This is a genomic window from Vogesella sp. EB (genome assembly GCF_001037925.1).
In the GTDB taxonomy this organism is placed as follows: Bacteria; Pseudomonadota; Gammaproteobacteria; order Burkholderiales; family Chromobacteriaceae; genus Vogesella; species Vogesella indigofera.
On the sequence record NZ_LFDT01000034.1, the window covers coordinates 1 to 17,967 of the forward strand.

Annotated in this window: 20 protein-coding genes; 15 read left to right on the forward strand and 5 right to left on the reverse strand. The window is 60.9% G+C overall.

Features of this window, described 5'->3' with window-relative positions:
• Positions 1–299: 299 nt before the first annotated feature.
• From dcd to ACG97_RS14840, 3 genes are all read right to left on the reverse strand, one after another.
• Positions 300–869, reverse strand: a complete 570-nt coding sequence (dcd, locus tag ACG97_RS14830; RefSeq protein ID WP_047968178.1) for a dCTP deaminase — start codon at positions 867–869, stop codon at positions 300–302.
• Between the two features lie 75 nt (positions 870–944).
• Positions 945–1,253, reverse strand: coding sequence for an STAS domain-containing protein (locus ACG97_RS14835; RefSeq protein WP_238377357.1), 309 nt, complete (start codon positions 1,251–1,253; stop codon positions 945–947).
• Between the two features lie 14 nt (positions 1,254–1,267).
• Positions 1,268–2,440, reverse strand: a complete 1,173-nt coding sequence (locus tag ACG97_RS14840; RefSeq protein ID WP_047968152.1) for a PAS domain-containing sensor histidine kinase — start codon at positions 2,438–2,440, stop codon at positions 1,268–1,270.
• Positions 2,441–2,636: 196 nt separating this feature from the next.
• On the opposite strand from ACG97_RS14840, the gene ACG97_RS14845 reads away from it, so the two are divergent.
• The 10 genes from ACG97_RS14845 to ACG97_RS14890 are packed head-to-tail and all read left to right on the forward strand — an operon-like array spanning position 2,637 to position 11,814.
• Positions 2,637–3,578, forward strand: a complete 942-nt coding sequence (locus ACG97_RS14845; RefSeq protein ID WP_047968180.1) for a chemotaxis protein — start codon at positions 2,637–2,639, stop codon at positions 3,576–3,578.
• Between the two features lie 30 nt (positions 3,579–3,608).
• Positions 3,609–4,544 (forward strand): chemotaxis protein, encoded by a 936-nt coding sequence (locus tag ACG97_RS14850; RefSeq protein WP_047968153.1) that lies wholly within the window; start codon positions 3,609–3,611, stop codon positions 4,542–4,544.
• 47 nt (positions 4,545–4,591) lie between these two features.
• Positions 4,592–4,978, forward strand: a complete 387-nt coding sequence (gene cheY / locus ACG97_RS14855) for a chemotaxis response regulator CheY (protein ID WP_202902794.1) — start codon at positions 4,592–4,594, stop codon at positions 4,976–4,978.
• Positions 4,979–5,011: 33 nt separating this feature from the next.
• On the forward strand, positions 5,012–5,743 hold the full coding sequence (cheZ, locus tag ACG97_RS14860) for a protein phosphatase CheZ (protein ID WP_047968154.1): 732 nt from the start codon (positions 5,012–5,014) through the stop codon (positions 5,741–5,743).
• Positions 5,744–5,798: 55 nt separating this feature from the next.
• Complete coding sequence (locus tag ACG97_RS14865; RefSeq protein WP_047968155.1) at positions 5,799–7,664, forward strand: chemotaxis protein CheA; 1,866 nt, start codon at positions 5,799–5,801, stop codon at positions 7,662–7,664.
• 29 nt (positions 7,665–7,693) lie between these two features.
• A complete protein-coding gene (locus tag ACG97_RS14870) occupies positions 7,694–8,893 on the forward strand; it encodes an EAL and HDOD domain-containing protein (protein WP_238377358.1) in 1,200 nt (399 codons plus the stop codon).
• A 32-nt stretch (positions 8,894–8,925) separates the two neighbouring features.
• Positions 8,926–9,567, forward strand: a complete 642-nt coding sequence (gene tsaB / locus ACG97_RS14875; protein WP_047968157.1) for a tRNA (adenosine(37)-N6)-threonylcarbamoyltransferase complex dimerization subunit type 1 TsaB — start codon at positions 8,926–8,928, stop codon at positions 9,565–9,567.
• The gene (gene rimI, locus ACG97_RS14880; RefSeq protein WP_047968158.1) at positions 9,560–10,009 is read left to right on the forward strand and encodes a ribosomal protein S18-alanine N-acetyltransferase; all 450 of its coding nucleotides are present in this window, start codon (positions 9,560–9,562) and stop codon (positions 10,007–10,009) included. The genes tsaB and rimI overlap by 8 nt, the downstream gene beginning before the upstream one ends.
• Positions 10,006–10,773 carry a uracil-DNA glycosylase gene (locus ACG97_RS14885; RefSeq protein ID WP_047968159.1) on the forward strand — a complete coding sequence of 256 codons (768 nt, stop codon included), beginning with the start codon at positions 10,006–10,008 and terminating at the stop codon, positions 10,771–10,773. Before rimI ends, ACG97_RS14885 begins: the two co-directional genes overlap by 4 nt.
• Before the next feature lie 48 nt (positions 10,774–10,821).
• Complete coding sequence (locus ACG97_RS14890; RefSeq protein WP_047968160.1) at positions 10,822–11,814, forward strand: recombination-associated protein RdgC; 993 nt, start codon at positions 10,822–10,824, stop codon at positions 11,812–11,814.
• Positions 11,815–11,931: 117 nt separating this feature from the next.
• Here ACG97_RS14890 and ACG97_RS14895 read toward each other — a convergent pair whose 3' ends face one another.
• Both ACG97_RS14895 and gloB read right to left on the reverse strand, forming a co-directional pair.
• Positions 11,932–13,917: a LysM peptidoglycan-binding domain-containing protein gene (locus ACG97_RS14895; protein ID WP_047968161.1), complete on the reverse strand. Its 1,986-nt coding sequence runs from the start codon at positions 13,915–13,917 to the stop codon at positions 11,932–11,934.
• Between the two features lie 143 nt (positions 13,918–14,060).
• A complete protein-coding gene (gene gloB / locus ACG97_RS14900) occupies positions 14,061–14,834 on the reverse strand; it encodes a hydroxyacylglutathione hydrolase (protein WP_047968162.1) in 774 nt (257 codons plus the stop codon).
• Between gloB and ACG97_RS14905 the strand changes: the two genes are divergently transcribed.
• Genes ACG97_RS14905 through ispF form a run of 5 tightly spaced genes read left to right on the forward strand, consistent with a single transcriptional unit; the run spans position 14,833 to position 17,966 of the window.
• Complete coding sequence (locus ACG97_RS14905; RefSeq protein WP_238377360.1) at positions 14,833–15,594, forward strand: class I SAM-dependent methyltransferase; 762 nt, start codon at positions 14,833–14,835, stop codon at positions 15,592–15,594. The two genes, gloB and ACG97_RS14905, sit on opposite strands and share 2 nt — an antisense overlap.
• Entirely contained in the window at positions 15,587–16,030 is a 444-nt protein-coding gene (rnhA, locus tag ACG97_RS14910; RefSeq protein WP_047968164.1) for a ribonuclease HI, read from the forward strand. The genes ACG97_RS14905 and rnhA overlap by 8 nt, the downstream gene beginning before the upstream one ends.
• A 46-nt stretch (positions 16,031–16,076) precedes the next feature.
• Positions 16,077–16,799 (forward strand): DNA polymerase III subunit epsilon, encoded by a 723-nt coding sequence (dnaQ, locus tag ACG97_RS14915; protein WP_047968165.1) that lies wholly within the window; start codon positions 16,077–16,079, stop codon positions 16,797–16,799.
• Positions 16,796–17,479, forward strand: coding sequence for a 2-C-methyl-D-erythritol 4-phosphate cytidylyltransferase (gene ispD, locus ACG97_RS14920; protein WP_047968166.1), 684 nt, complete (start codon positions 16,796–16,798; stop codon positions 17,477–17,479). Before dnaQ ends, ispD begins: the two co-directional genes overlap by 4 nt.
• 4 nt (positions 17,480–17,483) lie before the next feature.
• Positions 17,484–17,966 carry a 2-C-methyl-D-erythritol 2,4-cyclodiphosphate synthase gene (gene ispF, locus ACG97_RS14925; RefSeq protein ID WP_047968167.1) on the forward strand — a complete coding sequence of 161 codons (483 nt, stop codon included), beginning with the start codon at positions 17,484–17,486 and terminating at the stop codon, positions 17,964–17,966.
• Position 17,967 lies beyond the last annotated feature (1 nt).

A 17,967-nucleotide genomic window follows, 5' to 3' on the forward strand; every position in this document is an offset into this window, starting at 1 on the left:
AAGCGCCGGCATGGTTCCGCAAATGGGCTATCGCCGGTAGAGTTTGAGAAGCAATATTTCCAACGACTCAAGAGTGTCTAGAGAAGCCGGGGCGATTCAGTCGATTGAAGCTGAGGTAAGAAATGGCTGTGCTCGTCTTGCTTGAAAATAAAGCAAAAAAAGAGCGTTGCGGCAAGGGGGAACCACAACGCTCAGGAAGAAACACGTCAGCAACAGTATTGCCCGCCGTGTTCTTCATCCTAGACCAGATGGCCTGAATTGCGAGAAGGAATTGCGCTGCGACGGGCCTGGCCAATGCCTCAGGTGCGTGGCAGGGTAACGCCGACTTGTCCCATGTACTTGCCGGCGCGATCCTTGTAGGAAACGTCACAGATTTCGTCGGACTCGAAGAATAGCACCTGCGCCACACCCTCGTTGGCGTAGATTTTTGCTGGCAGCGGCGTGGTATTGGAGAACTCCAGCGTGACGTAGCCTTCCCATTCAGGCTCAAACGGGGTGACGTTGACAATGATGCCGCAGCGGGCATAGGTCGATTTTCCCAGGCACACGGTCAGAACCGAGCGCGGAATCTTGAAGTATTCGACGGTGCGAGCCAAGGCAAAGGAGTTGGGCGGGATGATGCAGTAGCCCTTGCCGGATACCTCGACAAACGATTGTGGATCGAAGTTCTTCGGGTCGACGATGGTGCTGTTGATATTGGTGAAGACCTTGAATTCATCGGCGCAGCGAATATCGTAGCCGTAGCTCGATGTGCCGTACGAAATGACTTTCTCGCCGTTAACCTGCTTGACCTGCTCGTACACGAATGGCTCGATCATGGCCTGTTCTTCAGCCATACGACGGATCCATTTGTCGGATTTGATGCTCATCTTGTTGTTTTCCAAGGCGCTTGAATTAGCTGCGGATTTTACCGTCCATGCCGGCAGTGAGGCTACCGGCAAGTATCAAGAAATATTGAATAGCTTGGTAAAACAGGCAATTTCCAGTACCTGGCGCACGGTCTCCCGGCAGTTGACCAGTGCCAAGCCCTTGCTAGCGCTGCTGGTGCGTTCTTTCAGCAGTAGCAGCATGCCCAGTGCCGAGCTGTCCAGATAGGGTACCTGATCGAAATCGACCTCAATTTCGGTGATGTCATTGTTGTCGAGCAATTCTTGGCTTGCTTGGCGGAATGCCTTGTGGGCATTGAAATCGAATTGGCCAACAAGAAAGATGCTGCCAACATGGCCGCGCAGTTTAACAATAGGTTTCATCATGGAGTCATTGCCATTCATGGTTCGCCAGCCTGTGGAAGGACAACCGAGAACACGGTGCTGTCATCTTCGCGATGATAGCTTAGCTCGCCCCCCAGTGCGTCAATTACCCGCTTGGTGATGGCGAGGCCAAGACCGGTGCCGTTCGCTCTGGTCGTGAAAAAGGGTTCAAAGATACGGGGTACCAGCTCTGGAGCAATGCCTGGGCCGTTGTCTCTTATTCTGAATGTAAGACAGTTTTCGCGGTTCAGCACCTCCAGCGTGATCTTTCCGTCGGCCGGTACGTGTTGCAGTGCATTTTCGAGCAGGCCGATCATGGCCGCTGCCAGCTCTTTGGGGCGGCAGTTCAGCGACGTTTGCTCCAGTGCCGCGGCATGAATCTGAAAGTGCACGCCATGGCCCTCGCACTGTGGCGCGAAGGACTGCTCCAACTCGTGTACCAGTTCGGGTAGCGGGTAGCGGGTGATCTGTTCGCTGGAGGTGTTCTGGCGCACAAAGCCCAGCATTTCCTGGGTGAGTCCCTCCAGCGCTTGCAGGCGGTCGACAATCTTACGTGAAAACTTTAGTCGTTCCTCGGCTGAAAGTGTTGGCCGCTCCAGGTTCTTGGCGTAGAGCAGGGCGGTGGCCAGTGGGGTGCGCAGCTGATGGGCCAGCGATGCGGCCATTTGCCCCATGGAGGCGAGCTTGTTTTGTTGTGCCAGTTGCTCATGCAGGTGGCGCAATGTGCCCACGTCATGAAGGAGGAAGATCGTCGACCGGTCGTCTAGTGGGCAGGTTTGCAGGGTCAGGTAGCGTGTCCGGCCGCTATGCGGGTCGGCAAGGTGGATTACGCCGTCTGCATCCATCTGCCGCAGTAGTGCTGCTTCGTTCCAGTGCGCGTCTCTCTGCAGTCCGGGCAGCATCGTTTTCGCTGCATTGTTCAATGAGATGATCTGTTTTTTTGCATCGGTTTCGATGACACCGGCAGGTAATTCATTGACGAGGGTGGCCAGTCGCTGTGCCAGCTGGGCGTTGGCTTGCGACTTTTGCAGTAGCTCATCATTGGCTTGGGTCAACTGAGTGTTCAACTCTTCAACTTTGATCTCAAGCTGTTGGTATGCTTTGATCAACTCATCGGTTACCGCATTAAAGTGGGCAAATGTTGCGGCCAACGTTTCCGGGGTGGTATTTGTTGATAGATTATTCGACATTAAGCAGGCGCCATTTGTAAAGGCTAGTTAAACCGTATGATAATCCTACCCCTGTGCGCGGGATGTGATGGTGCTGGACTCCTTATGGAGCACAGGCGATACTACTCGGAGTGTTGCCATTCTGGAATGTAAAGCTTGACGCAGGCTGGCATGAATGTCTTTGTCGTAAGAAATGAATTTTTCCTCGGAGGTTTCCGTGTCTGAGCTTCTTAAAAAAATCGATGCCCGCACCAAGCTGGCAGGAACGAACAAACTGGAAATTCTCTTGTTCTCTCTTGGGGTTGACCAAAGAACGGGGCGCAAGGAGACCTTCGGTATCAATGTTTTCAAAGTGCGTGAAGTGATGCGGACCCCGGAAATCACCTCTGCGCCGGAAATGCCGTCTTCCGTCGAAGGCATGGTTAGTCTGCGTGGCAGCCTGGTGCCGGTGATCGATCTGGCACGCTACGCCGGCATCGTCAGCGAGAAACGCCCGGAAATCATGATCGTGACCGAGTACAACGGTCATACCCAAGGCTTTCTGGTCGAGGCGGTAGATACCATCCTGCGTCTGGATTGGGCAGCAATGCGGGTGCCGCCGGAGATGATTACCAACCGGATGGGCGGTCTAGTCACTGCGGTCACTGAGCTGGATGGCGGTACGCTGGTCATGATGATGGACGTTGAAAAGGTGCTGGCGGAAACAGCCATGTACGGTGACGAGCACCAGTTCATTGGCATCGATCCGATTAAAGAGCCGCGCATGGTGTACTTTGCCGATGATTCGGCGGTTGCTCGCAAACAGATCCAGCAAACATTTGAGGTCATGAACATCAAGTATGCTTCGGCTATCAATGGAATGCGGGCATGGGATGACCTGCAGCGCATGGCGTCGCAGGCCGAGCTGGCTGGGCGCAAGTTGAGCGATGTCGTGAACCTGGTGCTGACCGACGTCGAGATGCCTGAGATGGACGGTTATATGCTGACCAAGCTCATCAAGTCCGATCCGCGCTTCCATGGCATTCCGGTGCTGATGCACTCCTCGCTGTCGGGGCAATCCAACCAGAAGCTGGGTGAGTCGGTTGGCGTCGATGCCTATGTATCCAAGTTCGAGCCACAAAAGCTCTCGATGAAAATCCGCGAGATGCTGAAGATTTGAGCTGATTTGCGCTTTATTTAAGGAGTGGCCATGTCCGCATCTGATGCCTCTTTGCTAGCCAATATCGATGCCCGTACCAAGCTGGCGGGATCGAACAAGATGGAAATTCTGCTGTTTTCGTTGGGTACCCGCGAAACATTCGGGATCAACGTGTTCAAGGTGCGTGAAGTGTCGCAGACGCCTTTCGTCACCAAAACCCCCAATATGCCGTTTGGTGTCGAAGGGGTATTGTCCCTGCGCGGCAACATCATCCCCGTGATTTCGCTGGCCAAGTTCATTGGTTGTGAATTGGCGGAGGGTGGCTACAACACCATGATCGTCACCGAGTTCAACAAAAGCACCCAGGCTTTCTTGGTGGATTCGGTGGATCGCATCATTCGTGTCGATTGGGACAAGGTGCGCGCGCCTGAAAACGTGATGAATACCACCCAGCAGACGCTGATCACGGCGGTGACCGAGCTGGATGACGGCAAGCTGGTCTCCATTCTGGATGTTGAGCAGATCCTGTCCAGCGTTGTCGGCGAGACCCGTTTGCCGGATATTCCACAGGCGGCGTTGGAGGATGACCAGTATGTCTTCTTCGTTGACGATTCGGTGGTGGCGCGGAAAGAGATTTCCAACGTGATGGACAAGATGTCCCTCAAGTATCATCAGGCAAACAACGGCAAAGAGGCGTGGGACAAATTGCAGGTGCTGGCGAACAGAACCTGGTCCGACTCCGAAAGCCTGCATGACAATCTGAAACTGATTCTGGTCGATGCGGAAATGCCGGAAATGGATGGTTATGTGTTGACCAAATTGATCAAGTCGGATGCCCGGTTTTCCGGTATTCCGGTGGTGATGCACTCGTCCCTGTCATCCAATGCCAACCGGGCCATGGGCGCCAGTGTCGGTGTTGATGCCTATGTCGCCAAGTTTGACCCTGCGGTGCTTGCGGATACAATCATTCCTTTCCTTCAGCGCTAGGAACAAAATAAGCTGGGAATTGATATCAGCTCAGGAAAAAGCCAATGATAGATAAGAATATGAGATTTCTGGTTGTTGATGATTTCTCAACAATGAGAAGGATTGTGCGCAACCTCTTGAAGGAATTGGGTATTACCAATGTCGACGAAGCCGAGGATGGTCAGGTTGCATTGCACAAGCTGAAAACACAGCATTTTGACTTCATCGTCTCCGACTGGAACATGCCAAACATGACCGGCATCGAACTGCTGCGTGCGGTGCGGGCTGATCCGCAACTGAAGACGCTGCCGTTCCTGATGATCACTGCCGAAGCGAAACGCGAAAACATTATCGAGGCGGCGACGGCTGGAGCCAGTGGCTACATCGTGAAGCCGTTTACTGCCGCGACACTGGAAGAAAAGATGGGCAAGATCTTCCAGAGCCTAAACAAATAAAAGCAGCCTGTACTGTTGCCAGGAGAAATTGTCGTGCCGGATCATCTTCTTGAAAGTGGCGATTCGCCAGAGCTGGAAGCTCTATTTGAAAGCATTGCCAAACAGCAGGCCTCTCAGCAGGAGGCGCCCTCGGCAGAGGTTGATGGTGCGAATCCCCAGGCTGCATTGGCAATTTATGCCCAGGTCGGCCAAATGACCCGCAAGCTGCACGATGCGCTGCGTGAGCTTGGTTACGACAAGTCCTTGGAAAAGGTGGCGGATGCCCTTCCTGACGCTAAAGACCGCTTGGGTTACATCGCCACGCTGACGGCCAATGCCGCGGAGCGGGTGCTGAATGCAACCGATATTGCCCGTCCGATCCAGGATGAGCTGCAGTCCCAGCCCGCAAGCTTGTCGGGCCGTTGGGACCAGCTGTTTGCCAACCAGTTGTCGGTTGACGATTTCAAGTTGTTGGCTGCAGATACTCGCCGCTTCCTGGCCCAGGCGCCACAGCAGACGGCGGCGACCAATGCCCAGTTGCTTGAGATCGTGATGGCGCAGGATTTCCAGGACTTGACCGGGCAGGTGATCAAGAAGGTCATGGACATGGTCAAAACGCTGGAAAGCGAGCTGCTGACCGTGTTGATCGAGTACCTGCCAGCCGAGAAAAAAGTGGAGCTGGGCACCGATCTGCTGCAAGGTCCGGTCGTGAACCCTGATGGCCGTTCCGACGTGGTAACCAATCAACAGCAAGTGGATGATTTGCTGGAAAGCTTGGGTTTCTAAGGCGCGCGATCGTCTAGGCCGTCTACTGCGGGCCGATAATGAAAAGGAAGTCAAAATGAGCGACTTTGCAGGTATGGAAGATCTGATGCAGGATTTTCTGCTCGAGTCCACGGAGCTGTTGTCCGATGTCGACAACAAGCTATGCGAGCTTGAGAAACGGCCTAATGACAAGGCGTTACTGAATGATATCTTCCGGGGCTTCCATACCATCAAGGGCGGAGCCGGCTTTCTGAATGTATCGGCAATGGTGACCATCTGTCACCGTACCGAAAACCTTTTTGACAAGCTGCGCAACGGCGAGTTGCCGCTGTCGTCGGAACTGATGGATGTGATTCTGGATGCGACGGGCGTGGTGCGCGGCATGTTCACCACCTTGTCGCAAGGGCTGTCGCCGGCCGCGCCGGATGCCGGCTTGCTCGCAGCACTGGACAGTGCGCTGGCAGGCAACCTGGTGCCTCCCGCTGCACCCGTGGCTGCGCCTGCTGCGGCACCGGCTGCGGCCTCCAATACACCGGACTGGAATGTGTTGCACGCGGCAGTGACCAAGACAGGCGCCCCTGCTGCAGCGACACCGGCTGCGGTTGCGGTGGTGACGGCACCGGTTGTCGAGGCTGTCGTCGAGACGCCGGCGGTGCCAGTCGTGGCCGCCAAGCCGGTACCGGCAAAGATGGCGCCACAACAAGGCATGGCCAGTGCGCCGCCGGAAAACACCATTCGCATTGATACCGTTCGTCTGGACCAGGTGCTGAACCTGTCCGGTGAAATCGGCCTGACCAAGAACCGTCTGACCACGCTGCGTACCGAAATCCTGCAGGGCAATATGGAGACGCATACCCTGCGCTCCCTTGACGAGGCGATCAGCCAGCTCGATCTGCTAGTCAGCGATTTGCAGAATGCGGTGATGAAGACCCGCATGCAGCCGATCGGGCGCCTGTTCCAGAAGTACCCGCGTCTGGCGCGGGACCTGGCGCGGCAATTGGGCAAGGAGGTCGAGCTGGTCATTACCGGCGAGGAAACCGAACTCGACAAGACCATGATTGAGGACCTGAACGACCCGTTGGTGCATCTGGTGCGCAATGCAGTCGATCACGGAGTTGAGTCCTCCGAAGAACGTATCAGCGTCGGCAAGAAGCCGCAGTCGCTGGTGCAGTTGTCGGCCGAGCAGGTTGGCGATCATATCGTCATCGAGATCACCGATGACGGCAAGGGGATGAATCCCGAGGCGCTGCGCCGCAAGGCCATCGAAAAAGGCCTGATCGATGCGGAAACGGCCAACGGTCTCGACGAGAAGCAGTGCCTGCAGCTGATTTTCCTGCCGGGCTTCTCCACCAAGGACCAGATTTCGAACGTGTCTGGCCGCGGTGTCGGCATGGACGTGGTACGCACCAATATCCAGAAGCTGAATGGCCGTATCGACATCAACTCCGAGCAGGGTGTCGGCACCAAGATCAGCATTTCGCTGCCGCTGACGCTGGCCATTCTGCCGGTGCTGGTGGTGCGTGCCTGCAACCAGCCATTTGCGGTGCCGCTGGCGATGGTGCGTGAAATCATTCCGATCGATGTTGCCGCAATCCAGGAAGTCTCGGGACGGCCAACCATCGTGGTGCGCGACGAGATCCTGCCGTTGAAGACACTGGCCAACCTGCTGAACTGGGCGCCGACACAGAAGCCGCAATTCGGCGTGCTGATGCAGTCCGCCGAGAAGTCCTTCATCCTCGCCGTCGACTCCTTTGTCGGCCGTGACGATGTGGTGATCAAGCCGCTGCAGAACATTCGTCCGAAAGGCGTTGCCGGTGCCACCCTGTCCGGTGACGGTTCGGTGGTGCTGGTGCTGGACATGGAAGACTTGCTGATGGGGCAGGCGGATGCACCGAGTGGTGGCGCGATGATGCTTCGCAACGCTGACAACTATTCTTACTGAGCCTGCTTGCAATGTCCGTATCGGCTTTTTTGGGAAGACAGCCTGTTCTGAACCGTAACCAGCAGCTCATCGGCTATGAGCTGCTGTTCCGTGAAAGCGAAACCTCGACCGAAATCGGGCGGCATGCCGAGCTGGATGCCGATACCGAGGTGCTGGTCAATACCCTGAACCACATGGGTACCAGCTGGCTGATCGGCAACAAGCTGGCCTTCATCAATGTCGGCGAGTCGATGATCGGCAGCGACTTTCTGGAGTTGCTGCCGCCGCGGCGGGTAGTGCTGGAAATCTCCGGCAAGCTGACGCCTTCCAACGAGCTGCTGTCCCGTGTCCGTCACCTGCGTTCCCTCGGCTTCGGGGTGGCGCTGGATGGCTTTTCGTTCGAATCGCCGGCGGCGGCCTTTCTCGACCTGGCCAACTACGTCAAGCTGGATGTGCAGTCGATGGATGCACAGGCTTTCCAGACGCTGGCGGTACGTTTGCGCAGCTATCCGGTGATCCGTATCGCCGAGCGCGTCGAGACCTATGAACACTACCATCTGGCCCGCGATCTGGGGCTGGACGGCTATCAGGGCTACTACTTTGCCAAGCCGGAAACCCTGTCCGCCAAGGTGATACACCCCAGTTTTGCCAATACCCTCAAGCTGTTGAACCTGCTGCGTCAGGATGCGGCGCTGAAAGAGGTGGAGGCGGTGCTGAAAACCGACGTTGCGCTGTCCTTCAAGTTGCTGCGCTACGTCAACTCGGCCGCAGCCGGGCTGAATACCACTATCAGTTCGTTCTCGCATGCCTTGACGGTACTGGGCTACAAACGCCTGTACCGCTGGCTGACGCTGCTGCTGGTGACCAGTTCGGAAAACGGCCTGATGCCGGCCGCGCTGCAGAAAACCGCGGTGTCACGTGCGCGCATGATGGAGCTGATCGCACTGGAGTCCGGTCTGCCTTCCGATGTCGCGGACAGTTTCTTCATTACTGGCATGTTTTCGTTGCTGGATGTGATTTTCGATATGCCGATCGCGCTGGCGCTGGAGCATCTCAACCTGCCGGAAGAGATTTGCGAGGCGCTGATGGTGCATGCCGGCCGTTATGGCCTGTGCCTGGAACTGGTGCTGGCGATGGAAGCCGGCACCGACAATCTGCCGCAACTGGCGCAGCGCCTGAACATCGAGGCCGAGGCCTTGAACCTGTTGCACACCAGTGCACTCTCTTGGGTGGAAGAGCTTAGTCTATAATCACCCCTCTGTTTCTCTCGGTTAACTCAATCATGAAGTATCTGGCTATCGATACGTCGAACACGCATGTTTCGATTGCGGTCGCTGTGGACGAGCGTTTTTTCTCGTCAACCTTGCCGGTGGTGAATGGCCACTCCGAAGAGACCCTGCCGTTGATCCAGCGCCTGTTGGCCGATAGCGGCATCGGCTTGGCCGAACTGGACGGCATCATTTACGGCCAGGGGCCGGGTGCCTTTACCGGTTTGCGCATCGGTTGCGGCATTGCGCAGGGACTGGCGCTGGCGCATGACTTGCCGCTGATCCCGGTGCCGACGCTGGACGTGATTGCCTTCCAGTCCGGTGCGCCGGCGGTGCAGGTGGTGATGGATGCGCGCATGAACGAGGTCTACACCGCGAGCTATCGCGACGGCGTGGCGCTGACGCCGATCACGCTGCAGGCGCGGGGCGAGTTGACCGTTCCCGCCGATATCCCGGTGCTGGCGGGCGACTGCGCACAGGAGCTGACCTGCCCTGGCAAGACGGTGTACGAGCTGCGTCCGGATGCGGCCAGCTATATCCGGCTGGTACGCCGTGGCGGCTATGCTGCCGTGGCGCCGGAGGCGGCGGGGCTGCTGTATATCCGCGACAAGGTGGCGCTGACAGCCGCCGAACAGCAAGCACGCAAGCATGGCTGAGCTGCGCCGGCTGTCCGATCCGGCGCTGGCCGAAGCGCTGCACCAGCTGGAGGCGGCGGTGTGCGCACATCCGTGGGCCACGGCGGTCTACGCGCAAACGCTGGCCTCCGCCAGCGAACGGGTGCAGGTGCTGCAGCCGGCAGACGCGTGGCTGGCGGTGCTGGTTTCCGAGCAGATTCTGGACGAATTGCATATCCACAATATTTTCGTGCCGCTGGCCATGCAGCGTCGAGGCCATGCCCGCGCCGTGCTGCAGGCAGCCTTGGCCGAAGCGCAGTCCGCCGGTGCCAGTCGTTGCCTGCTGGAGGTGCGCGCCGGTAATGCCGCGGCCATCGGCCTGTATCGTTCGCTCGGTTTTGTCGACTGCGGTGTGCGCAAGGGCTACTACCGGCATGAGCACGACCGCGAGGACGCGCTGCTGATGGAGTGTCCGCTATCATGAGCCGCCAACATCTACTGCTTCGCGAGCTGGGGCTGGCACCACGCTGGCGCTTGCGCCATGGCGCGGCGCCGGAGCCGGCCTTGGCACCGGTTGCGGCCAACCTTGTGCCTGCTGCCGCACCCGTGATGCCAGCGGTCGCCGTTCCGGTAGTTGTGCCGGCGGTGGCAGCGGTGCCGGCGCCTGCCGTTGTCGAACCGGCCGTGGCGGCGTTGCCCGATTGGGCCACCTTGCAGCAGCAGGTAGCAAGCTGTACCGCCTGTGGCCTGTGCCAGACCCGTACCCAGGCGGTGTTCGGCAAGGGCAATCCGCGGGCGCGCATCATGCTGGTCGGCGAGGCGCCCGGTGCGGAAGAGGACAAGCAAGGACTGCCGTTCGTCGGCAAGGCCGGGCAACTGCTGGATAATATGCTGGCTGCCATCGGTCTGAGCCAGGACGATGTCTTTATCGCCAATGTGCTGAAGTGTCGCCCGCCGGGCAACCGTAATCCGGCCGTCGACGAAATGGCCGCTTGTGCCGACTACCTGCGCTGGCAGATTGCCCACGTCCAACCGGAGGTGCTGGTGACGCTGGGTCGCTTCGCCGCCCACGCGCTGTTGCAGAGCGATGCCGCCATTGGCGCGCTGCGACGCGAGACGCACCAGTATCAGGGCATCCCCTTATTCGTCACTTTTCATCCGGCGTATCTGCTGCGCAGCCCTGGCGAAAAAGCCAAGGCGTGGCAGGATCTGCTGGCTATCCGTCGTGCGCTGGCCAAAAAGGCCTGATGTGGCGCAGCGACCGTTCCCTTCTTCTGGATAATTCAAGTCAATATCATGTGGTTCCGACAACTTAGTTTTTACCAGCTGCCTGCCCCGGAGCAGATCGTGGCCAGCAAGCTGGCCGATGCCCTGAATGCCCGTCAGTTCCAGCGCTGTTCCGGCCTCGACTGGTTCAGCGAGGGCTGGGTCGCTCCGGCACCCCATCTCGACGAGCCGCTGTATGTGCAGCGCGAGCGCTTGCTGCTGTCGCTGCGTCGCGAGGACAAGGTGTTGCCGGCCGGCGTAATCCGCGACTTCTTGGACGCCAAGTTGCGCGACATCGAGCAGCAGGAGCTGCGCAAGGTTGGCCGCAAGGAAAAGCTGGCGATGAAGGAGCAGATCACCGACGACCTACTGCCGCGCGCCTTTACCCGTACCAGCCGCACGGCCGCCTATTTCGATCTGGCGCGCGGTTGGCTGGTGGTGGACAGCGGCTCCGCCAGCAAGGCAGAAGCCTTGCTGAGCAATCTGCGCGAGGCAATGCCGCCGCTGCCGGCCACGCTGCCGCGCACGGTGCTGTCGCCGCACACGCTGATGACCGACTGGCTGGCGGCGGGCGAGGCTAGCGGCGACTTCGTACTGGATTCCGACTGCGAGCTGAAGGACAGCTCGGAAAACGGCGCGGTCGTGCGCTGCACCCGCATGGACCTGACCGCCGACGAGATTCGTCAGCATATCGCCACCGGCAAGCAGGTGACCCGCCTCGGACTGATCTGGCGCGAGCGCATCCGCTTCACGCTGACCGATACCCTGCAATTGAAAAAGCTGCAGTTCCTCGACGTGCTGCAGGAAGAAGCCAGCCAGGCGGGGGACGACGCCGCCAGCCTGTTTGAGGCGACCTTCCTGCTGATGAGCGAGGAGCTGGGGGAGTTGATCGACGATCTGGTGCAGGCGCTGGGAGGCTTGCAGGATGCGGCCAACGTTGCGCCTCCGGCTGCAGCGCCGACCGCATCGGCACCGCCAGCCGCCGCCGCGGCGCCTGGCACGGTCGACGTACCCTGGGATTGATTCCGTGGCCGGGGCCTGCCGCCGTTGGCGGCAGGGTGCCTTGCTAGCGTGACCATCATGAAAAACGCCTTGCACCGACCGGTGCAAGGCGTTTTGTCATGGTTTGCCGGATGCGGCTTACAGCCCGCCGTCCTCGACGCGCAGCACCTGGCCTGGCTGGATCTGGTTGGCAACCAGCTGGGTGTTCCAGCGCTGGATGTCGCTGTGATGAATGCCGAACTTGCGGGCAATGCTGAACACGGTATCGCCGGCCTGCACCACGTACTCGGCCGATTTGCGTGCCGGCTGCTGATAGGCAACGGTGCGCAGTGGCGATGTCACGCTAGCGGTGACGTTGCCCAGCGGGGCGCCCAGCACGCGCAGGTTCTGCCCCAGCTTGACCGCATCGCTGTTCAGTGTGTTCAGGCTTTTCAGTTCCGCCACGCTCATGTTGTAGCGGCGCGAGATGTTGTACAGCGTGTCACCGTTGGCAACGACATGGTTTTCCACGCGGGTGGCCGGGCGCAACGGCAGCTCGGGAGCGTCGCTGGTGGTGGCCACCGAGGTCGCTGCCGGTTTGGCGCGCGGAGCCGGGGCGGCTTGCGGTTTGCTGACCGGCTGGCTCAGTGCGACGGTAATGCTGTTGCCACTGGTGACGGCAGGCGTGGCGACGTTGTTTGTCACAACGGCGACGGGAGCGACGCTAGCGGCAGGGCTGTTGGCGGCAAGGGCGGCGGCTGGTGCGGCAACCGGCGCGGCAACGGCAGTGACCGGGCTGCTTGTCAGTGAGCTTGCCGGTGTGCTGCTGGCGGAGCTGGTCGTGACGCTGGCAACGACAGGCGTGACGACAGGTGCTGCGGTGGTGGCCGGAGTGGCTGCGGCAACGCTGACGCTCGCAACGCGTACCACCGGCTGTTCACTGTTGCTGGCCAGCAGCACCGCCGGTGTGCTGGCCGGGGCGACGTCACTGGCTTCCAGTGTCGCCGGGGCATCCTGGGTGCGGGCGGCAACCAGCACCGGCCGGCCGGCGTTGACGGTGCGGTTACCCTGCAGGCTGTTGGCGACCAGCAGCTCGTTCGGGTTCATGTCGAATTGCTGTGCCAGCTCGGTGACGCTGAGGTCGCTTTCCGGTACATGCACCTGCCAGGTCAGCAGCGGCTTGTCCCATTTGGCCAGGTTGGTCTCGAAGCGGTGCAGCTTGGTCGCCGGCAGCAGCATCTGGCGGCCGCTTTTGTGGGCATACACCGGCAGGTTGAACGCGGGGTTGAGTTCCTTGAACTCGGAGACCGGCATTTCCGCCAGCTTCGCCGCGATGTCGATGTTCATGTGCTTGCCGGTGCTGACGGCGACAAAGGCCGGCTTGTTGGGCAGCACGTCGATGCGCAGGCCGAAGTTCTCCGGCTGCGCCATGATGTTGCGGATGGCGAGCAGTTTCGGCGCGTAGTTGCGCGTCTCGGCCGGCATCACGATGTTTTCGTAGCTTTCGGTTTCGCCCTTGGCGCGCACGCGGCTGATCGCCTTGCTCAGATTGCCCTGGCCCCAGTTGTAGGCGGCCAGCGCCAGGTTCCAGTCGCCGAAACGGTTGTACAGCACCTGCAGGTAATCCAGCGCGGCGCGGGTGGATTCCACCACGTCGCGGCGGCCGTCATACCACCAGGTCTGCTCCAGTTCGTACTCGCGGCCGGTAGCCGGCATGAACTGCCACAGGCCGGCGGCGCCGACCGGCGAGCTGGCGCTCGGTACGAAGGAGCTTTCCACCACCGGCAGGAAGGCCAGTTCGGTCGGCATGCCGCGCTTTTCCACCTCGTTCATGATGTGGAACAGGTATTTGCGGCTGCGATCGAGGGTGCGGCGCAGGTATTCCGGGCGCGCGGTGTAGTACTTCTCGTGGCGGCGTACCAGCTCGGGATTCACCTCCGGCAGCTGGAAGCCTTCGCGTGCGCGTTGCCACACGTTGTCGCCGTTGCGCAGCAGGCTGGTGTTGATCAGCATCATGTCCAGACCGGCGGCCAGGCCGTCGTCGACACCGGGCGTGCTCCAGCCCGGTATCGTCACGCTAGTGGTCGCGTGGGCGGCGGGCAGGGCAAGGAGAACGGCGAGGGCGAGCGGGGTAAATTTTTTCATGGCAACGGCCTGATCGGAGCATATCGGGCGATGCTACCACGCCCGCCTGCGACGTCAATTATGAAGCGCTATGTTGTTCATTTAATTTCTTAATTTTTGTGTCTTTCACGACAAAACTATTTGCCAGGCGGATGAATGGCCATTCAGCTGGTGCGGAAGTCATTTTTCCATTGCCGCAGGGTGGCAAACACGCTCAGCGCGTCATTGCCACCCCCGGGCTGATGGTGGCGCGCGGCGCGGCGGATGCCGGCCTCGCCGCAACGCAGGAACGGGTTGTGCTGCAGCTCGTCCGCCAGCAGGCAGGGCAGCGTCGGCAACTCCTGCTCGCGTCGTGCGCTGTCGCGTTGCCAGCGTTGCTGCAGCGCCGGATTGTCCGGCTCCAGCGTCAATGCAAATTGTAGATTAGCCAGCGTGTACTCGTGTGCCGGATAACACAGCGTCTGCGGCGGCAATGCGGCCAACCTTTGCAGCGAGGCGTGCAGGCTTTCTATGCTGCCGTCAAATACGCGGCCACAACCGGCGGCAAACAGGGTGTCGCCGCAAAACAGGTGCTGGCCGCAATGAAATGCCAGATGGTTGGCGGTGTGGCCGGGGACTTCGTAGACCTGGCAGCTCAGGCTCAGTGCCGGCAGTTGGCTGCCTTCCATCACCGGCACACTGACGCCGCTGACACCGGCCGGGCCGTACACCGGACAGTCCGGCCACTGCGCGTGCAGCGCCGGCAAGCCTCCGATATGGTCGTGGTGGTGGTGGGTGATCCAGATCGCGTGCAGCGCCAGTTGCGCCTGTGCCAGAAACTGCTGCACCGGGGCGGCGTCACCCGGGTCGACCACGATCGCGGCGCGGTCGTCGTGCAAAACCCAGATATAATTATCAGAGAACGCCTTGAGTGGGGTAATGCGTACAATGTCGGCCATGAATGATCCTGCAATGATGGAAGAGTTCGCTGACTGGCTGGCCAGCGCCGAACTGGGACAATACCTGCTGGCGCAGGAACAGGCTTTCTTCGACAGCGCGGTGGCCGACGTGTTCGGTTTCCGCGCGCTGCAGATCGGCCTGTGCCAGCACGATTTTCTCGCCATGAACCGCATCCCGTGGAAGGGTCTGGCGGCGGCCTGCGGCGAGCCGGGCGTGGTTTGCGATCCGGCCTTCCTGCCATTCGACAGCAAGAGCCTGGATCTGGTCATTTTGCCGCACGGGCTGGATTTTACCAGCCTGCCGCACCAGGTCCTGCGCGAAGCGGCGCGGGTGCTGGTGCCGGAAGGGCGGCTGATCATCACCGGTTTCAATCCGGCGTCGCTGTGGGGCGTGCGCCGCCTGCTGCAGGGACGGGAAGACAACCCGTGGCGCGGTAACTTCGTGTCGCTGCCGCGCATCCGCGACTGGCTGAAATTGCTGGAGCTGGAGCACGAGGCGACCTCATTCATGGCATACTCGCCGCCTTTGGCGCGCAAGGACTGGCTGGCCCGCTGGCAGTTCATGGAAAGCACCGGTGCACGTTGCTGGCCGCTGGCCGCCGGCGTCTATGGTGTCGTCGCCGTCAAGCGCCAGCGCGGCCTGCGCCTGATCACGCCGCGCTGGGCACCGGCCAAGCCGGCCCGGGCGATGCTGGTCGCCGGCGGTAACGACCGCAACCCGCTTACCCGTAGCTCTGATAACGAGACATTGCATGACTGACGAGATCGTCGAGATTTACCCTGATGGCGCCTGCAAGGGCAATCCCGGCCCCGGTGGCTGGGGCGTACTGTTGCGCTACAAGGGGCAGGAAAAGGAAATGTTCGGCGGCGAAGCCGGCACCACCAATAACCGCATGGAGCTGCTGGCGGTGATCCGGGGCCTGGAAACGCTGAAGCGCAGCTGCCGCATCGTGGTGTACACCGACTCGCAGTACGTGCAAAAAGGCATCTCCGAGTGGATCCACGGCTGGAAGACGCGCGGCTGGAAGACCGCCAGCAAGGAGCCGGTGAAGAATGCCGACCTGTGGCAGCAGCTGGACGCGCTACGCAACAACCACCAGGTGGAGTGGCGCTGGGTCAAGGGCCACGCCGGCCATGAATTCAACGAGCGCGCCGACCAGCTGGCCAATGCCGGCGTCGACAGCCTGCGCCGCTAGTCCTCTGTCCGCCTGCGGCCAACCTTGAACCCCATCCGATACCATCATGCGCCAAATCATTCTTGATACCGAGACCACCGGCCTGGAGCCGAGCCAGGGCCACCGCATCATCGAGTTTGCCGGCCTGGAAATGGTGGACCGCAAGCTGACCGGTCGCCACCTGCACCTGTACATGCACCCCGAGCGCGAGATCGACCCCGACGCCGAGCGCGTGCACGGCATCTCGCTGGATTTTCTCGCCGACAAGCCGAAGTTCCATGCCGTCGCCGACGAGCTGGTGGAATTCATCAGCGGCGCCGAGCTGATCATCCACAACGCGCCGTTTGACGTCGGCTTTCTCAACGCCGAATTCAGCCGCCTCGGCATCGCGCCGGTGGACAAGCTGTGTGCGCTGGTCACCGACACCCTGCGCATGGCGCGCGACACCTTTCCCGGCAAGCGCAACAGCCTGGACGCCTTGTGCGACCGCTTCGAGATCGACCGCAGCAACCGTACCCTGCACGGCGCGCTGATCGACTGCGAGCTGCTGGCCGAGGTCTACCTGTGGATGACCCGTGGCCAGGAAAGCCTGATGATGGACGCCGGCCCCGGTGACAACGAGGGCGGCACCGGCCTCAACCTCGCGTTCGAGCGCAAGCCGCTGACGGTGCTGGCGCCGACGGCCGAGGAGCTGGCCGCGCACCAGGAATACCTCGACCTGCTCGACAAGACGGTGAAGGGCAGCTGCCTGTGGCGCAGCATCGAAAGCCCGGCGCCGGCGCAATCATGAGCGATTGCATCGCGCTGGTGCCGGCCGCCGGCCACGGCAGCCGTTTTGGTGCCGCGACCCCGAAACAGTACCTGCCGCTGGCGGGCCGCCCGCTGCTGGCGCACACGCTGGACGTGCTGTGCCGCAATGCGGCGATCAGTCGCGTGGCGGTGGTGATCTCGCCCGGCGACGAGTGGTTCGACAGCTTCGACTGGCCGCAGCCGAAGCTGGAAGTGCTGCGCGTCGGCGGCCCCAGCCGTGCCGAGAGCGTGGCCGGCGGCCTGGCGGCGCTGGCGGCCGACGCCGACGACTGGGTGCTGGTGCACGACGCGGCGCGGTGCTGTCTCAGCGACAGCGCGTTGCAGCGCCTGATCGACAGCCTGCAGGATGACGCGGTCGGCGGCCTGCTGGCACAGCCGGTGGCCGATACCGTCAAGCAGGCGAGTCCGCAGGGCCGTGTCGCCGCCACCGTACCGCGCGACGGCCTGTGGCTGGCGCAGACGCCGCAGATGTTCCGCGCCGGCCTTTTGGCCGACGCGCTGCGGGATGCGGCCAACCCGGCGATTACCGACGAAGCTTCCGCCATCGAGCTGCTCGGCCACGCGCCGCGGCTGGTGGAGGGCGAGGCACAGAACTTCAAAGTGACGTGGCCGCAGGATCTGGCGCTGGCCAGCGCCATCCTCGCGGCACGCAAAGGATAAGCAGATGACGCCATTCCGTATCGGTCAGGGCTACGACGTGCACCGTCTGGTCGAGGGCCGCCCGCTGATGCTCGGCGGGGTGCACATCCCGCACGATAAGGGCCTGCTCGGCCACTCCGACGCCGACGCGCTGTTGCACGCCATTACCGACGCGGTACTGGGTGCGGCGGCGCTGGGCGATATCGGTCGTCATTTTCCCGATACCGACCTAGCATTCAAGGGTGCCGACAGCGGTCTGCTGCTGCAGGAGGCGATGCGCCGCGTGCGCGCTGCCGGCTGGCAGCTGGTCAACGTGGACAGCACCATCATCGCGCAGGCGCCGAAGCTGGCGCCGCACATCGATGCCATCCGTGCCCGCATTGCCGAACTGCTGGCCATCGACGTGGCCTGCGTCAACGTCAAGGGCAAGACCAATGAAAAGCTCGGCTATCTCGGCCGGGCAGAGGCGATCGAAACGCAGGCGGTGTGCCTGCTGGTGCCGCAATAAT

What these genes read in the sequence shown, in the direction of transcription:
- ACG97_RS14905 (WP_238377360.1), top strand. Translation starts at nt 14,833, where the DNA reads ATGAATGATCCTGCAATGATGGAAGAGTTCGCTGACTGGCTGGCCAGC.
- dnaQ (WP_047968165.1), top strand. Translation starts at nt 16,077, where the DNA reads ATGCGCCAAATCATTCTTGATACCGAGACCACCGGCCTGGAGCCGAGC.
- ACG97_RS14835 (WP_238377357.1), bottom strand. Translation starts at nt 1,253, where the DNA reads ATGATGAAACCTATTGTTAAACTGCGCGGCCATGTTGGCAGCATCTTT.
- ACG97_RS14890 (WP_047968160.1), top strand. Translation starts at nt 10,822, where the DNA reads ATGTGGTTCCGACAACTTAGTTTTTACCAGCTGCCTGCCCCGGAGCAG.
- ispF (WP_047968167.1), top strand. Translation starts at nt 17,484, where the DNA reads ATGACGCCATTCCGTATCGGTCAGGGCTACGACGTGCACCGTCTGGTC.
- ACG97_RS14865 (WP_047968155.1), top strand. Translation starts at nt 5,799, where the DNA reads ATGAGCGACTTTGCAGGTATGGAAGATCTGATGCAGGATTTTCTGCTC.
- ACG97_RS14850 (WP_047968153.1), top strand. Translation starts at nt 3,609, where the DNA reads ATGTCCGCATCTGATGCCTCTTTGCTAGCCAATATCGATGCCCGTACC.
- ACG97_RS14895 (WP_047968161.1), bottom strand. Translation starts at nt 13,917, where the DNA reads ATGAAAAAATTTACCCCGCTCGCCCTCGCCGTTCTCCTTGCCCTGCCC.
- ispD (WP_047968166.1), top strand. Translation starts at nt 16,796, where the DNA reads ATGAGCGATTGCATCGCGCTGGTGCCGGCCGCCGGCCACGGCAGCCGT.
- ACG97_RS14840 (WP_047968152.1), bottom strand. Translation starts at nt 2,440, where the DNA reads ATGTCGAATAATCTATCAACAAATACCACCCCGGAAACGTTGGCCGCA.
- tsaB (WP_047968157.1), top strand. Translation starts at nt 8,926, where the DNA reads ATGAAGTATCTGGCTATCGATACGTCGAACACGCATGTTTCGATTGCG.
- gloB (WP_047968162.1), bottom strand. Translation starts at nt 14,834, where the DNA reads ATGGCCGACATTGTACGCATTACCCCACTCAAGGCGTTCTCTGATAAT.
- ACG97_RS14885 (WP_047968159.1), top strand. Translation starts at nt 10,006, where the DNA reads ATGAGCCGCCAACATCTACTGCTTCGCGAGCTGGGGCTGGCACCACGC.
- rnhA (WP_047968164.1), top strand. Translation starts at nt 15,587, where the DNA reads ATGACTGACGAGATCGTCGAGATTTACCCTGATGGCGCCTGCAAGGGC.
- dcd (WP_047968178.1), bottom strand. Translation starts at nt 869, where the DNA reads ATGAGCATCAAATCCGACAAATGGATCCGTCGTATGGCTGAAGAACAG.
- rimI (WP_047968158.1), top strand. Translation starts at nt 9,560, where the DNA reads ATGGCTGAGCTGCGCCGGCTGTCCGATCCGGCGCTGGCCGAAGCGCTG.